Here is a 15,609-nt window from a genome sequence, read left to right on the forward strand (position 1 = left end):
CACAAGGCCGCCCAGGAGGGCGGAATCGGCCATATCGGCCGTGACGTGCAGGTGAAGGTTGCGGCGAATTCCCGCCGAAGTCACATAGTCGGCCCGATCGGCTGCCCGGGCCCAGGGAGCTTCCGATGCGCCGTGTTGCGAGGGCACCCGCGCCGCTACCGTCGTGGGTGACGCAGGGCGCACACGGACGTGCGTCCCTCTGCCGCGTACGTCCTCCGTGAAGGTGGAAGCCCGTGAAGGCCATCCGCAGATTCACCGTACGACCCGTACTCCCCGAAGCCCTTCACCCGCTCAGTGACCTGGCGCGCAACCTCCGCTGGTCCTGGCATGCCGAGACCCGTGACCTCTTCCAGTCCGTCGACCCGGAGCGCTGGGCCGCGTCGGACGGCGACCCCGTACGGCTGCTCGGCAGCGTGTCGACCGGGCGCCTCGCGGAGCTCGGCGAGGACGGCGGCTTCCTGCGCCGTCTCGCCCTGGTCGCCGACGATCTGCGCGACTATGTGACCGGCGACCGCTGGTACCAGTCCCAGACCTCCGAACTCCCCGCCGCCATCGCCTACTTCTCACCCGAGTTCGGCATCACGGCCGCGCTGCCGCAGTACTCCGGGGGCCTCGGCATCCTCGCGGGCGACCATCTGAAGGCCGCCAGCGACCTGGGCGTCCCGCTGATCGGCGTGGGGCTGCTCTACCGGCACGGCTACTTCCGCCAGTCCCTCTCCCGCGACGGCTGGCAGCAGGAGCACTATCCGGTCCTGGACCCGAACGAACTCCCGCTGGTTCCCCTGCGCGAGAGCGACGGCACCCTGGCCCAGGTCTCGCTGGCGCTCCCCGGCGGGCGGGCGCTGCGGGCCCGGATCTGGCTGGCCCAGGTCGGCCGGGTCCCGCTGCTCATGCTCGACTCCGACGTCGAGGAGAACGACCTCGGCGAACGCGGGGTGACCGACCGGCTGTACGGCGGCGGCAGCGAGCACCGCCTGTCGCAGGAGATGCTCCTCGGCATCGGAGGCGTGCGCGCGGTGCGGACGTACTGCCGTCTCACCGGCCACGCACAGCCCGAGGTGTTCCACACGAACGAAGGGCACGCGGGCTTCCTGGGCCTGGAGCGCATCGCCGAACTCGCCGACCAGGGGCTGGACTTCGAGGCCGCGCTGGAGGCGGTCAGGGCCGGCACGGTCTTCACCACGCACACCCCTGTCCCGGCCGGAATCGACCGCTTCGACCGGGAGCTGGTCGCCCGCCACTTCGGACCGGACGCCGAACTCCCGCGCATCGACGTGGAACGCATCCTGGGCCTCGGCATGGAGACCTACCCCGGCGGCGAGCCGAACCTCTTCAATATGGCAGTGATGGGGCTCCGGCTGGGCCAGCGGGCGAACGGGGTCTCGCTGCTGCACGGCCAGGTCAGCCGGGAGATGTTCTCGGGCCTGTGGCCGGGCTTCGACCCGGAAGAGGTCCCGATCACCTCGGTGACCAACGGTGTGCACGCACCGACCTGGGTCGCGCCGGAGGTGTTCCGCCTGGGCGCACGGCAGATCGGCGCGCCGCGCACCGAGGACGCGCTGACGGTCGGCGGCTCGGACCGCTGGGATGCGGTGGCCGCCATCGCGGACCAGGAGATCTGGGACCTGCGGCGCGTGCTGCGGGAGCAGCTGGTGGTGGAGGTACGGGAGAGGCTGACCGCGTCCTGGCGCCAGCGCGGCGCCGGCACGGCCGAACTCGGCTGGATCGACGGGGTGCTGGACCCCGACGTCCTGACCATCGGCTTCGCGCGCCGCGTCCCCTCGTACAAGCGGCTGACCCTGATGCTGCGCGACCGTGACCGCCTCATGGACCTCCTCCTGCACGCCGAACGCCCGGTCCAGATCGTGGTCGCGGGCAAGGCCCACCCCGCGGACGACGGCGGAAAGCGCCTGGTCCAGGAGCTGGTCCGGTTCGCGGACGACCCGCGGGTCCGCCACCGGATCGTGTTCCTGCCGGACTACGGGATGGCGATGGCGCAGAAGCTGTACCCCGGCTGCGACATCTGGCTCAACAACCCGCTGCGGCCCCTGGAGGCCTGCGGTACGTCCGGCATGAAGGCGGCGCTCAACGGCTGTCTGAATCTGTCGGTCCTGGACGGCTGGTGGGACGAATGGTTCCAGCCCGACTTCGGCTGGGCGATCCCGACGGCGGACGGCACGGCGACCGACGACGACCGCCGCGACGACCTGGAGGCCACGGCCCTCTACGAGCTCCTCGAACAGCGTGTGGCCCCCCGTTTCTACGAGCGGGGTCAGGGCGGTCTGCCCGACCGCTGGATCGAGATGGTCCGCCAGACGCTGACCCACCTCGGGCCGAAGGTGCTGGCGGGCCGGATGGTCCGCGAGTACGTGGAGCGGCTCTACGCCCCGGCGGCCCAGGCCCACCGCTCGCTCACCGCGGACACGGCCCGCGAACTCGCCTTCTGGAAGTCCCGGGTCCGCGCCGCCTGGCCCCAGGTCACCGTCGACCACGTCGAGGCCTCCTCCGCCACGACGTCCGCCGAACTCGGCACGACCCTGTCGCTGCACGTCCGCGTCGGCCTCGGTGACCTCGCCCCCGACGATGTCGAGGTCCAGGCCGTCGCAGGGCGCGTCGACGCGGACGACCGGATCGCGGACGCGATGTGCGTGGCGCTGAAACCGGCGGGCGGCCCTGACCTGGAGGGCCGCTGGGTCTACGAGGGCCCGCTCTCCCTGGACCGCACGGGCCCCTTCGGCTACACGGTCCGGATCCTGCCGACGCACCGTCTGCTGGCGTCCGGCGCGGAGCTGGGGCTGGTGGCGGTGCCGGCGGAGGAGAAGGGGGAGGAGGCGGGGGTTCTGATGCGGTGAGGGGGGCGAGGCTCTAGTCGTCCAGGCCCGCGCACAGCCGGCGCAGTACCTTCCCGCACCTCTGGGCGTAGGCGTGCTGGAGTCCTCGGGTCGCCGGTCCGGCCGCGCGGGAGTACCACTTCGCCGCGCGGCTGAAGGCGGTGATCGTCAGCCAGACGGTGCCGTCGCCGGTGCGGTCGACGACGAAGGCTTCCTCGCCGCACTCCGGATGGCCGGAAAGCGTCCCGTAGGCCCAGGCCGTGCGGCGGGGTTCCTCGGCCGTCCAGACCACGCGGCAGGGCGCCTTGATCGGACCGAGGCCGACCGTGACGTCGACGCCGGGGGCCGCCTTGTCCGCGTCGCAGGTGATGCCGACGCCCATGGCACGGTGCAGCTCCCAGGTCATCAGGGCGTCGGAGGCGCGCCGGAAGACGGCCTCGCCCTCGCCGATCCGGGCGCGCACATGCAGTCGATGGAAGCCCGGGGGGCAGCGGTCCTCGCGGGTCGCGCCCACGTCCTCGTACGTGTAGGGCATGGGGGCAAGGGTAAGGCGGTACCCGGAGCTGCCCTCTCTCCGGGTACCGCCTCGGGCCAATTGCGCGAGAACTAGCTCACGTTGACCGCGGTCCAGGCGGCCTTGACCGCCGCGTACTCCGTGCTGGTCGAGCCGTACAGCGACGACGCCGCGCTCAGGGTCGCCGTGCGGGCGCCCGAGTAGGTGGTCGTCGACGTCATGTACGTCGTCAGCGCCTTGTACCAGATCTGGATGGCCTTGGCGCGGCCGATGCCGGTGAGGGTGGAGCTGTTGTACGTCGGGGAGTTGTAGGTGACCCCGTTGATCGTCTTCGAACCGCTGCCCTCCGAGAGGAGGTAGAAGAAGTGGTTCGCGGGACCGGACGAGTAGTGGACGTCCAGGTTCTTGACCGTCGACGACCAGTAGTTGGCCGAGCCGCCGTCCTTGCTCGGCTGGTCCATGTAGCGCAGCGGGGAGCCGTCGCCGTTGATGTCGATCTTCTCGCCGATGAGGTAGTCGCCGACGTCGGAGGAGTTCGCGGCGTAGAACTCGACCGCGGTGCCCATGATGTCGGAGGTCGCCTCGTTCAGGCCGCCGGACTCACCGCTGTAGTCGAGGCCCGCGGTGTTGGAGGTGACGCCGTGCGTCATCTCGTGACCGGCCACGTCCAGCGAGGTGAGCGGCTTGACGTTGCCGTCGCCGTCGCCGTACGTCATGCAGAAGCAGCTGTCGTCCCAGAACGCGTTGACGTACGCGTTGCCGTAGTGGACGCGGGAGTAGGCGGCGACACCGTCGTTCTTGATGCCGCTGCGGCCGAAGGTGTTCTTGTAGAAGTCCCAGGTCTCCTGCGCGCCGTAGGCGGCGTCGACGGCCGCGGTCTGGTCGGTGGTGGAGCTGGAGGCCGCGCCGGTGCCCCACGTGTCGTCCGCGTCGGTGAACAGCGTGCCCGCGGACGAGGTGGTGGTGTGCTTCTTGTTGTACGTCTTGTGGCTGCCGCGCGAGGTGTCGGTCAGCTGGTAGGTCGAACCCGACAGCGTGGTGCCGAGGGTGACCGTGCCCGAGTACAGGCTCTTGCCGGTGCCGGTCTCGATGCCCTCGTACTCGTGCAGCTTCTTGCCGGTGGCGGCGTCGGTGATGACGTGCAGCTGGCTCGGGGTGCCGTCGTCCTGGAGACCGCCGACGACGGTCTCGTAGGCGAGGACCGGCTTGCCGTCCGCGGCCCAGATGACCTTGCGGGAGCTGTCCGCGGCGGTCTTCTCGGAGCCGGCGGCCTTGGCGGCCGTCAGAGCCTGCTTCTCCGCCTTGTTGGCGGCGATGGCGGGCTTCAGGGACGCGACCTTGATGGTGGCCTTCGTCGCCTTTGTGACACCGGCGGTCTTGCCGGCCTTGGTCTCGTGGACGACGAGGTCGCCGCCGAGGACCGGGAGGCCGTTGTACGTGCGCTCGTAACGCGTGTGGACCGTGCCGTCGGCGTCCTTGATGACGTCCTTGACGACCAGCTTCTCCTTGGCGCCGAGGCCTATCTCGCCGGCGGTGTCCGTGGCGGCGGCCTGGGCCTTCTGGATGAGGGTGGTGCGTGCGGCGGGGGACAGCAGCACCTGTGCGCCGGCGAGCGTGGTCTTGCCCTCCGGGGTTGCTTCGGTCTGGGCGGAAGCACCGGTGGTCATACCGGTGGCGAGCAGGGCTCCGGCCGCGACAGCGGTGGCGATGGCCAGAGAGGTGCGCTTGTGACGCGCGTAGAGGGGGGTCACGCAAGCTCCTTATGTGGGGGCGACCGGACGGCGTGGGGTAGCCGAACGGAAGGGTTGTGAAGTTGCGGTGCGGGTGAGCCGTGCGGTGTGAAGAGTGCCATCAGGGGCGCGTACATGTCAGGAGCCCATAAAGACCTTGGCTGAAAATCGACCATCGGGTGAACAGTGGGGGGCGCGCGAACGGAGTCGATCTTCGTCAAGGGGAAGTCAAAGCAAACCCCTGACCAGGCAAAGAGGGCGCCGCCCCGGGGAGTTGAACCTCCGGGACGGCGCCCTGTCTTCGTGCGACCTTCCGATGCGGTTTACGGGAAGGTCAGTTTCCAGCTGTTGATGTAGCCGGTGTCCTGCGCCGCCTTGTCCTGGACCCTCAACTTCCAGGCACCGTTGGCGACTTCGGAGGACGCGTTGACCGTGTAGGTCGTCTGGACATTGTCCGCCGAGTCGGAGGAGCTGAAGGCCTTCAGGTTGTACACCGAGCCGTCCGGGGCCACCAGATCGACGACGAGGTCACCGCGCCAGGTGTGGATGATGTCCACGGCGACCGCGAGGTTCGACGGCGCGTTGCCGGTGCGGCCGCTGACCGTGATCGACGACGTGACGGCCGCTCCGTTGTCCGGAATTGATACGTCGGTCGTGTTCTCGAACGACGTACCGCCACCGCCGCCGCCGGGGCGCGAACCGACGTTCACGGCGGCCCACGCGTTCTGCACGGCCGTGTACTCGGCGCTCGTGGTGCCGTACAGCTCACCCGCCGCCGCGAGCGTGCCGGTGCGGGCCGCCGCGTAGTTGGTGGTCGAGGTGAACTTGGTGGTGAGCGCCCGGTACCAGATCTGCAGCGCCTTGTCCCGGCCGATGCCGGTGACCGGAAGGCCGTCCGACGTCGGCGAGTTGTAGCTGACGCCGTTGATGACCTTGGCGCCGCTGCCCTCGCTCAGCAGGTAGAAGAAGTGGTTGGCGACACCCGACGAGTAGTGCACGTCGAGGTTGCCGACACCCGAGTACCAGGAGTCGGCGGAGCCGCCGTCCTTGCTGGGCTTGTCCATGTAGCGCAGCGGGGTGCCGTCGCCGTTGATGTCGATCTTCTCGCCGATGAGGTAGTCGCCCACGTCGGTCGAGTTGTTGGCGTAGAACTCGACGCCGGTGCCGAAGATGTCGGACGTCGCCTCGTTCAGACCGCCGGACTCACCCGAGTAGTTGAGGCCCGCGGTGTTCGCCGTGACACCGTGGCTCATCTCGTGGCCCGCGACGTCCAGCGAGGTCAGCGGGTCGGCGTTGCCGGACCCGTCGCCGTACGTCATGCAGAAGCAGGTGTCGTCCCAGAACGCGTTGACGTACGCGTTTCCGTAGTGGACGCGCGAGTACGCTCCCACGCCGTTGTTCTTGATGCCGCTGCGGCCGAAGGTGTTCTTGTAGAAGTCCCAGGTCTCGGCGGCGCCGTAGTGCGCGTCGGCGCCGGCGGTCGCGGCGTTCGACGTGGTGCTGTTGCCCCAGGTGTCGTTCGTCTGGGAGAACAGCGTGCCGGTGCCGGACGTCCCGTGGTTCAGGTTGTACGTCTTGTGGGCGCCGCGCGCGCTGTCGTTCAGCGTGAAGTTGGAGCCCGACTGGGTGGTCGTCAGGGTCACCTGGCCGCTGTACTGGGTGTTGCCGATACCGGTCTTGATGCCCTGCCACTCGAAGAGCTTCTTGCCGGTGGCCGCGTCGGTGATGACGTGCAGCTGGTTCGGGGTGCCGTCGTCCTGGAGACCGCCGACGACCGTCTCGTACGCCAGCACCGGCGTGCCGCTGCCCGCCCAGATCACCTTGCGGGGCGCGCGGTCCGCGTCGGTCTGCTTCGAACCGGCGGCCTTGGCGGCGGACAGGGCCTGCTTCTCCGCCTTGGCGGCGGCGATGGAAGGCTTGAGCGAGGTGACCTTGATGGTGGCCTTCGTCGCCTTGTAGACGTGCCCGGTCTTGCCGGACTTGGCGGTGTCGACCACCAAGTCGCCGCCGAGGACCGGGAGTCCGTCGTACGTCCGCTCGTAGCGGGTGTGGACGGTACCGTCGTGGTCCTTGATGACATCGCGGGCCACCAGGCTCTCCTTGGCCCCGAGGCCCAGGTCCTTGGCGGTGGTCGCCTTGGCGGCGTTGGCGTCGCGTATCAGCTCGGCGCGCTGCGAGGGCGTGAGCTTCAGGGCGACCGCGCCCGGGTTGACCTTGCCCGCCCGAGGTGCCTTCTCCGGGGCGGCGCTCGCGGCGCCCGACTGGACGGCCGCGGTCAACAGGGCGGCGACGCCGACGAGGGCGACGCCCGAGATACGGCGCTTGGTGATGTGGGAGGTGCGTCTGTGGGGAGAACTGCTACTCAACACTGACTCCTTCTGCGTGGCCGCGGGTCGCGCGGCCAGGGGAGACCGGACGATGGGTGACCCGTCCGGGCAGAACAGGCGGTACGCGGAACCAGGTGCATGGGGTCGTACGGCATGGCACAGCGGTAAGGCTGTGGGGTTGCTGTGAACTTGCCGTGGGAAGAGTGGCAGCAGATTGCGCTGTCTGTCAGGAGCGCATCAAGAAGTTGGCCGGAAACAGTCCGTTGTCCGGTTGGTCATGTTCGTTATACGAACTCTTCAACTACCGGCCAGAAAAAGGCCGTTGAGGGTGAGGGCAAATTTGCTCGGGCGACATGCCCCCGGAACCGACCCGCAATAGATCCGGCACGATCCTGCCGTGCACACCGGCGGTCCGCCGGACTGCCGCTCCCACGAGGGGAGTTGACGGCGCAGTGATCCCCTATCCCAACTGGCTGGATGCCGGCGACAACGCCTGGCAGCTCGTCGCGGCCACCCTGGTCGGCCTGATGAGCATCCCCGGTATCGCGATCCTCTACGGCGGTCTGGTCCAGCGCAAGTGGGTCGTGAACACCATGTTCATGGCCTTCACCGGCTTCTCGCTGGTGCTCGTCGGCTGGGTGCTCTGGGAGTTCAAGATGGGGTTCGGTGAACCCCTGAACTCCGACTGGCCCGGCATCCTCGGCGCGTTCGTGGGCCGCCCGGGCACCATCGTCGGCTCGGCGAGCGAACAGGCACAGGCGTACATCCCGCTCGTCAACGGCAATGACCTGATGCCGAGCTTCCACTTCCCGCAGTCCACGCTCGCCTACTTCCACTTTGCCTTCGCGGCCATCACACCGCTGCTCTTCATGGGCAGCGTGGTCGGCCGGATGAACATCCGCGCGTGGCTGCTCTTCGTCCCCCTCTGGTCGACCCTGGTCTACACGGTCAACGCCTTCCTCCTTTGGGGCGGCGGCTGGTGGGCGGCCACGGGCGCGCTCGACTACTCCGGCGGGTACGTCATCCATCTCGCCGCCGGCACCTCGGGGTTCGTGGCGGCCGCGGTCATCGGCCCCCGGCTGGCCCGCGACCGCGCGCACGGCGTCCCCAACAACCTCCCCATGGTCGCCGTCGGCGCGGGCATCCTGTGGCTCGGCTGGAACGGGTTCAACGGCGGCGACATGTACTTCGGCGGACACAACGCCGCGGCCGCCGTCCTCAACACCAACCTCTGTACCGCGGTCGCGCTGCTGACCTGGGTGGTGTGGGACATGTTCGCGGGCCCGCAGCGCAAGCCGACCTTCCTGGGCTCGATCAACGGCATGATCGTGGGCCTGGTGGCGATCACCCCGGCGGCCGGATTCGTCACCGGCATCGGCGCGATCTACATCGGCATCATCGCGTCGTCGCTTGTGTGGCTGGCCTGGAACTACCTGTCCAAGGTGCCGCCGTTCAACAAGGTCGACGACGCGCTCGGCGTCGTCTACACCCACGGCATCGCGGGCCTCGCGGGCGGCATGCTCGTCGGGATCTTCGCCGACCCGGCGATGGCGGTCTACCTCAACAAGGACGGCTCCACCGCCTGGTCCACCAGCGGCTGGCTGTACGGCAACCTCGACCAGCTGTGGAAGCAGGCCGGCGCCGCGGGCACGGTCATCGTCTACGACGCCGTGATGACCTTCCTCATCCTGCGCGCGATTGGCCTGTTCGTGAAGTTGCGCGCCCCCGACGATGTCCTGGAGAGCGGGGATCTCGCGGTGCACGACGAGGAGGCGTACCCGGCGGAGACAGCGGTGACGGGGCTGGCTCCGGAGCCGGTCGCCGCCGCGGCGGTGGCGCAGAAGGCCGCGGAGAAGGAACCGGCGGGCGATACGGACTCCGGCTGACGGACGGGGAGTTGAGGGCCCGTGAAGCTTGTCACCGCGGTCCTCCCTCCGCATCGGGTGCCTGACGTGATGCGGGCGCTCCAGTCCTTCGGGGTGCGCGGGGTGACCGTGACCGAAGTCCAGGGGTACACGCCGAAGAGGGTCCGCGTGGAGATCTATCGCGGCGCCGAGTACCGCGTGGACCTCAGCCCTCGGCTCCGGCTCGATGTCCTCACGCTGGACTTCGATGCCGCGGATCTTGTCCGTGTCATCCGTGCGGCGGGGGCCCGCGGTACGGGCGGAGGGGTTGTGTGGGTGACGCCGGTGGAGGAGGTGGTGCGCATCCGGACGCGGGAGCGGGGACCGGACGCGGTGTGAGGGGGAGCGGACGGTCACACGGTGATGACGACCTTCGCCCGGGTGTGCTCGTCCTCCATGTACCGGATGGCGTCGGGTATCTCGCTCAGTGAGCCGTACGTCCGGTCGATGACCGGGGCGAGTTTGCCGGACTCGGCGAGTTCCCGCAGGGCCGCCAGGTTCTCCCCGGTCGGCTGGGCGAAGAACGTGAGGACCCGTTGGTCGACGAAGCGGGACAGCGCCTGGCCCCTGAGGGTGAGGCTCATCGGGCCGAAGAGGCTGCCGCCCTCGGACACGCCGCCGCCGGACAGCACGAGCGTGCCCGTGGGCGTCAGCGCGCGGCGCAGGTCGCTCAGCGAGCGATTGGCCACCAGGTCGAACACGACGTCGTACCGCGGGCCTTCGCGCGTGAAGTCCTCCTCGGCGTAGTCGATGACCCGGTCCGCGCCGAGCGAGCGGACCAGCTCCGCGTTCCTCGCGCTGCACACCGCGGTCACCTCCGCGCCGTACGACTTCGCGATCTGCACGGTGAGGGTGCCGACTCCTCCGGACGCGCCGTTGACCAGGAGGCGCTGCCCCGACGCCAGCCGCCCCACGTCGCGCAGCCCGATCAGGGCCGTGTTCCCGGCCAGCGGCAGCGCGGCCGCCTGCTCGAACGTCAGGCCGGCCGGCTTCGCCGACACCGCCGTGTCGGGCGCGCACACGTACTCGGCGAACGCCCCGTCGGCCTCGCCGAACACCTCGTCCCCGGGCCGCAGTCGCCGCACGTCCGCGCCGACCGCTTCCACCCGCCCCGCGAAGTCCCGGCCCCGGATCCGCACCTTCGGCCGGACCGCGCCGAACGACAGACGCGCCAGATACGGATCGCCCCGCATGAGGTGCCAGTCGTACGCGTTGACCGACACCGCGTGCACCCGCACCAGCACCTCGCTGCCGACGGGCTCCGGCTTGTCGAACTCCCGCACCTCCAGCACGTCCGGAGAGCCGTACCGGTCCTGGGCGATCGCCTTCATCGGTCCTCCGTGACGCATGCCTTCGGGGCGGAAGCGGCGGGAGAGACCGACCGGTCCCAGCGGCGCCGCCACTGCTCACGACGGTAGCCGCGAGACCCGGCCACGGGAATCGGGGACAGACCCTAGGGGCACCGCACGGGACTCTCCCCACACCCCTAGGGGGCGCCGAAAGCGCTCAGCCCAGCCCCAGTTCGTGGCGCCAGCGCCACGCCAGCGTCAGACACGCCCGGCCCGCCGGCAGGGTTCCGGCGTGGTCGGCGTAACCGAGCACGTTGTCGGCGGTGAAGGGGATGCCCCGGTAGCCCTCCTGGGCCCGGGTGCCGACCACGAGGACGCCCTCCTCGTTGCGCTCGCCCATGCTCGCGAAGATCTCGTCGAAGGCCTGGGCGTCCCACACGCAGACCAGGCAGATCTCCGGTTTCCAGGTCAGCGGATCAAGGCCGAGCCCGAGGAACCGCACGCGGGCACGGCCCTCCCGTACCGCCCGTTGGAAGTCCGCGTAGGGCGCGTCGCGCGCGTAGTCGATGGTCACCCCGCCGCTTCCGGTGGCGTCGGCGGCGCCCAGGAACTCCTCGGCGTACTCGCGCATCGTGTTGTGCCACAGGTCGAGGTCGGACCGCCACACGGGCAGTACGTCGGCGTGCGGCTGGAACTCCCCGGCGGGAGCGACGTGTGTGGTGCCCATGGCCACGGCGACCTTGCCGGCCTCGCGCCGGTGCATGAAGAAGTACGCGTCGTCGTCCTCGGCCCGGACCGTCAGCGTGCTCACCCCCGGGAGCGCGGCTCTCCTGTCCAGCGCGAAAGGACTGCCGAGGCCCCGTCGGATCGGGCCCTGCAACGGCCTCGCCCCGCCCTTCAGCTGGCGCAGCGCCTCCTCGTAGGCAAGCGGCTCGGTGGTGTCCAGGCCGTCGAAGTAGCGGCCGAGCGCGAAGGTGAGACCGAGTCCGCCCTCGGGGTGGTCGGCCGGTGCGGACGCGACGTCGAGCAGGCGGTAGGACGGGCCGTTGAACCAGACCCCAGGCCGGTCGAAGGCCTCGATCGCGGCCGAGTAGGTCTCCGTGCGCCGTGCTCCGGGACCGTGCGGCCAGTACCGGCGCAAGTCCTCCCGGCAGCCGTCCAGTTGCTCATCGGGCCGGAGTTCGCGCAGCGTCATGCGGACAGCGTCCAGGGTGAGTGGGCGCGTCGGGATCCAGCCGGGCCGGGTCAGCAGCACCAGCTCGCCGTCGGCGCGATGCGCCCTCTGGCCCTCGGCGCACGCCGTGCTCAACTCTGCCCGGCTGCCCCGCAGATGGCTCCGCGTCCGGACGAACAGGGCGACGCTCCTTTCCCGGCTCGCCAGCCGCTGGGGCGCCCAGGCGAGCGCCGCCGCCGCGATCCCCACCAGTAACCCCGCCACGGCGATGGTCGTCTCAAGGCCCATGTCTCCCCTTCGTCGGACGGGCTGGCCATTCAACCAGGGAGGCGGCCGACGCGGTGCGGGTCAGCCGCCCGAAGGCCCGCGCTCCCCGTGCCACGAATGCCACAACGCCGCATAGGCCCCCTCCTCCGCCACCAGCTGCTCATGCGTGCCGAGTTCGGTCAGCCGGCCGTCCTCCATCACGGCCACCCGGTCGGCGTCGTGCGCGGTGTGCAGCCGGTGGGCGATGGCGATGACGGTGCGGCCTTCGAGTACGGCGGCCAGCGCGCGCTCCGTATGGCGGGCGGTCGTCGGATCCAGGAGTGCGGTGGCCTCGTCGAGGATCAGGGTGTGCGGGTCCGCCAGGACCACCCGGGCCAGGGCGAGTTGCTGGGCGCGGGAACCGTCCACGGGGAAGCCTTCGGGGCCCAGTCCGGTGTCCAGGCCGTCCGGCAGCTCCTCGGCCAGGTCGTCGGCGCCGACCGCCGCGAGCGCCGCCCACAACTGGGCGTCCGTGGCCGCCGGTTCGGCGATCAGCAGGTTGTCGCGGACCGTGCCCAGGAACACATGGTGCTCCTGGGTGACCAGGACGACCTGCCGGCGCAGCTGCTCGGGGTCGAGCGCGACGATCGGCACCCGCCCGACCGTCACCGAGCCGGCGCCCGGTGCGTCGACGCCCGCCAGCAGCCTGCTCAGGGTGGTCTTCCCGGCGCCGGACGGGCCGACCACGGCCAGCCGCTCCCCGGGCCGCACGGTCAGGTCGACCCCGCGCAGCACCTCGCCCCCGCGGTCGTAGGAGTAGCGCACACCGGTTACGTCGATGCGGTCGTCCACCGGGGTGGCGGAGCCGGACACAACCGCCTTCGGTGCCCGGCCGAGGCCCTCCACCCGGGCGAAGGAGGCGCTGCTGCTCTGGAGTTGCTCGACCTGGTTCAGGATCTGGTCGAGCGGCTCACCGAGCTGGCGCATATACAGGGCCGCGGAGACCTCGGCACCCAGACTCATCGCACCCCGGGCGTGCAGCGCGCCGCCCACCAGGAGCACGCCGACCACGGGAAGGACGTACGAGATCTCCACGGCCGGGAAGAACACACTGCGCAGGAACAGGGTCCACATCCGCTTCTGGCGGGAGGTCTCCAGGGCGTCCCGGCTCGCGGCGGTCCTCCGCTCCCGCAGCCCGAACGCCTCGATCGTGCGGGCGCCGGACGCGGTGGCCGCGAGGATCTCGGCGACCTCCGACGTGGCGGCGCCCTCGGCGAGATAGCCGGTGCGGGCCCGGCGCAGATACCAGCGCAGGGCGAACCGGATGCCGACCAGGCCGAGCACTCCGCAGCCGCCGAGCAGCGGGTCGATGACGAAGACCGCGCCGAGGATGAACAGCGCTTGGGCCGAGGAGATGAGCAGCTCGGGTCCCGCGTCGCGCAGGGTGTTGCCCACGACGGTGACGTCGGCGGTGCCGCGCGCGGTCAGATCGCCCGTGCCCGCCCGCTCCACGACCGAGGCCGGCAGCGTCAGCGCCCGCTCCACGAACTCCTCACGCACCCGCGCCAGCGTCCGCTCCCCGAAGCGGTGCCCCACATAACGGGCCCAGCGCGCCAGCAGCAGCTGCGCCAGCGAGCACACCAGGATGACCAGCGCCAGCCGGTCCACGACGTCCACACCACCCCCGGCCCGTACGTCGTCGATGATCCGCCCGAGCAGCCAGGGGCCGACCAGACCGGCCACGGCGGCCAGCGCGTTGAGGCCGAGCACGGCGGCGAAGGCCCGCCCGTCCGCCCGGATCAGCCGCACCGCCGCCCGGCGCACCTCGGCGGGCTCGGCGACCGGCAGCTGCGCGCTCATCGCACGACCTCCTCGGAGTCCACGTCGCGGGCCACCAGCGCCCGGTATCCCGGCTCCCCGTCGAGGAGTTCGCGATGGCTGCCGCTCGCCGCGACCTTGCCGTCGACGAGGAAGTACACGGTGTCCGCCCGGTCCAGGAGGAGCGGCGAGGTGCTGGTGACAAGGGTCGTGCGGCCGGAGCGCGCCGCGCGCAGCCGGGTCGCCACGGCGGCCTCGGTGTGTGCGTCGAGCGCCGAGGTGGGCTCGACCGCGAGCAGCACCTCGGGGTCGGCGAGGAGCGCCCGCACCAGCCGTACCCGCTGCCGCTGACCGCCGGAGAGACTGCGGCCCTGCGCGTCGACGGCCGAGTCGAGCCCGTCCGGCAGGCCGAGGACGATGTCGTCCGCCACGGCCGCGTGCACCGCCCGGGTGATGGCTTCGTCGTCGTGGTCCCGGCGTCCCGAGACCAGGTCGCGCAGGGAGCCCGCGAACAGGTCGGCCTCGTTGTCCGCGACCAGGATCCGCTCGCGCACCCGCGGCAGGGAGATCTCGTCGAGCCGTACGCCGCCCCAGGTCACCGCCGACTCCGCGTACCTGCCGAGGCGGTCGACCACGGCCTCGGACTCCGCGGGACGGCCACCGGCCAGCGCGGTCAGCCGCCCCGGCACCACCCGGACACCCGACTCCGGATCGTGCAGCACCGCCGGGGACGAGGGCGCGTCCAGCGCGTCGGCGCGATCGGCGGCGGGCTCCAGGGACAGGAACCGTGCGACACGCCGGGCGGAGACCACGCCCCGGTTGAGCTGGTAGCCGCATTCGATGAAGAAGGCCACCGGCAGCACGAGGGCCGCGACATACCCGTACACGGACACCAACTCGCCGACGGTGATGTCCCCCTGGGCGGCCAGCCGGGCCGCGAGCCAGGTCACGACGGCGAGGAACAGGCTCGGCAGCCCCATGCCCAGCGCCTGGACCCAGCTGGTCACCGCCCCGACCCGGTACCCCTGTTCCCGCAGCTCCTGCGAGTCGCGCCGGAAGCTGTCGGCGAACAGCCCCTTGCCGCCCAGCCCGTTGAGGACACGCAGGCCGCCCGCGAGGTCGGCGATCCGGGCCGTCAGCACTCCCTGCCGCTCGCGGTAACCCGTCTCGGTGCCCTGCAACCGCCCCATCAGGGGGCCGACCAGTACGGCGATCAGCGGCACTCCGAGCAGGATCACCACGGACAGCTGGAGCGAGACCGACAGCAGCAGCGCGGCCACCACGGCGTAGGTGAAGATCGCGGCGACGCCGGGGCCGACGGCGGTCAGCGACGTACTGATCGTCTGCACGTCACCGACCCCGATCGTGACGACCTCCCCGGCCCCGGCCTGCCGCGACAGCGCGGCACCCAGCCGGACCGACTGCTCGACCACGACCTTGACCGTACGGAAGTTGGCGTCCATCCGGAGCTTGGTCATGGTCCGGTGCCGCACCACGCCCAGCCAGGCGTTGAACACCCCGATGCCCAGCACGGCGGCGGTCCAGCCGGCCAGCGCGGCCTGGTCGCCCGGCTCCAGCCCGTCGTCGATCGCACGGGACAGCAGATACGGCGGCAGCGCCAGAAGCGCCATCCAGACACTGGCGATCAGCGCCCCGGCGACGGACCGGCCCGCCTGCCGGGTGACCAGCCACCACAGATACCGCCAGCCGCCACGACAGTCCGGCGTCCCCGGATCCTCGTACGCGTCGATCATCGATCTTCAGCCCCCCTCGCCC

The 15,609-nt window shown here is 70.8% G+C and carries 10 protein-coding genes; 3 read left to right on the forward strand and 7 right to left on the reverse strand.

Features of this window, described 5'->3' with window-relative positions; genetic code table 11:
- The first annotated feature begins 233 nt into the window (after window positions 1-233).
- Window positions 234-2,852, forward strand: a complete 2,619-nt coding sequence (gene glgP / locus OG975_RS33065) for an alpha-glucan family phosphorylase (RefSeq protein ID WP_406332957.1) — start codon at window positions 234-236, stop codon at window positions 2,850-2,852.
- 13 nt (window positions 2,853-2,865) lie between these two features.
- On the opposite strand, the gene OG975_RS33070 is transcribed toward glgP, so the two are convergent.
- The 3 genes from OG975_RS33070 to OG975_RS33080 all read right to left on the reverse strand — a co-directional run bounded on the left by OG975_RS33070 (window position 2,866) and on the right by OG975_RS33080 (window position 7,441).
- Window positions 2,866-3,366, reverse strand: coding sequence for a DUF1990 family protein (locus tag OG975_RS33070; protein ID WP_369262338.1), 501 nt, complete (start codon window positions 3,364-3,366; stop codon window positions 2,866-2,868).
- A gap of 71 nt (window positions 3,367-3,437) precedes the next feature.
- Window positions 3,438-5,096, reverse strand: a complete 1,659-nt coding sequence (locus tag OG975_RS33075; RefSeq protein WP_406332958.1) for a M4 family metallopeptidase — start codon at window positions 5,094-5,096, stop codon at window positions 3,438-3,440.
- Between the two features lie 302 nt (window positions 5,097-5,398).
- Entirely contained in the window at window positions 5,399-7,441 is a 2,043-nt protein-coding gene (locus tag OG975_RS33080; protein ID WP_406332959.1) for a M4 family metallopeptidase, read from the reverse strand.
- Between the two features lie 413 nt (window positions 7,442-7,854).
- Between OG975_RS33080 and OG975_RS33085 the strand changes: the two genes are divergently transcribed.
- Window positions 7,855-9,288 carry an ammonium transporter gene (locus OG975_RS33085; protein WP_406332960.1) on the forward strand — a complete coding sequence of 478 codons (1,434 nt, stop codon included), beginning with the start codon at window positions 7,855-7,857 and terminating at the stop codon, window positions 9,286-9,288.
- 21 nt (window positions 9,289-9,309) lie between these two features.
- Complete coding sequence (locus OG975_RS33090) at window positions 9,310-9,645, forward strand: P-II family nitrogen regulator (protein WP_327431852.1); 336 nt, start codon at window positions 9,310-9,312, stop codon at window positions 9,643-9,645.
- Between the two features lie 14 nt (window positions 9,646-9,659).
- Here OG975_RS33090 and OG975_RS33095 read toward each other — a convergent pair whose 3' ends face one another.
- The 4 genes from OG975_RS33095 to OG975_RS33110 all read right to left on the reverse strand — a co-directional run bounded on the left by OG975_RS33095 (window position 9,660) and on the right by OG975_RS33110 (window position 15,587).
- Window positions 9,660-10,637, reverse strand: a complete 978-nt coding sequence (locus OG975_RS33095) for an NAD(P)-dependent alcohol dehydrogenase (RefSeq protein WP_406332961.1) — start codon at window positions 10,635-10,637, stop codon at window positions 9,660-9,662.
- 175 nt (window positions 10,638-10,812) lie between these two features.
- A complete protein-coding gene (locus OG975_RS33100; protein ID WP_406332962.1) occupies window positions 10,813-12,057 on the reverse strand; it encodes a hypothetical protein in 1,245 nt (414 codons plus the stop codon).
- A gap of 60 nt (window positions 12,058-12,117) precedes the next feature.
- Window positions 12,118-13,875: an ABC transporter ATP-binding protein gene (locus OG975_RS33105; protein ID WP_406332963.1), complete on the reverse strand. Its 1,758-nt coding sequence runs from the start codon at window positions 13,873-13,875 to the stop codon at window positions 12,118-12,120.
- Complete coding sequence (locus OG975_RS33110; protein WP_406332964.1) at window positions 13,872-15,587, reverse strand: ABC transporter transmembrane domain-containing protein; 1,716 nt, start codon at window positions 15,585-15,587, stop codon at window positions 13,872-13,874. The genes OG975_RS33105 and OG975_RS33110 overlap by 4 nt, the downstream gene beginning before the upstream one ends.
- Between the last annotated feature and the right edge of the window lie 22 nt (window positions 15,588-15,609).

The sequence above is a fragment of the Streptomyces sp. NBC_00203 genome (assembly GCF_045206325.1).
Lineage (GTDB): Bacteria > Actinomycetota > Actinomycetes > Streptomycetales > Streptomycetaceae > Streptomyces > Streptomyces lutosisoli.

Bases quoted from the DNA above. Each gene is read 5' to 3' on its own strand.
- OG975_RS33070 (WP_369262338.1), bottom strand. From the start codon at position 3,366: ATGCCCTACACGTACGAGGACGTGGGCGCGACCCGCGAGGACCGCTGC.
- OG975_RS33095 (WP_406332961.1), bottom strand. From the start codon at position 10,637: ATGAAGGCGATCGCCCAGGACCGGTACGGCTCTCCGGACGTGCTGGAG.
- OG975_RS33100 (WP_406332962.1), bottom strand. From the start codon at position 12,057: ATGGGCCTTGAGACGACCATCGCCGTGGCGGGGTTACTGGTGGGGATC.
- OG975_RS33105 (WP_406332963.1), bottom strand. From the start codon at position 13,875: ATGAGCGCGCAGCTGCCGGTCGCCGAGCCCGCCGAGGTGCGCCGGGCG.
- OG975_RS33110 (WP_406332964.1), bottom strand. From the start codon at position 15,587: ATGATCGACGCGTACGAGGATCCGGGGACGCCGGACTGTCGTGGCGGC.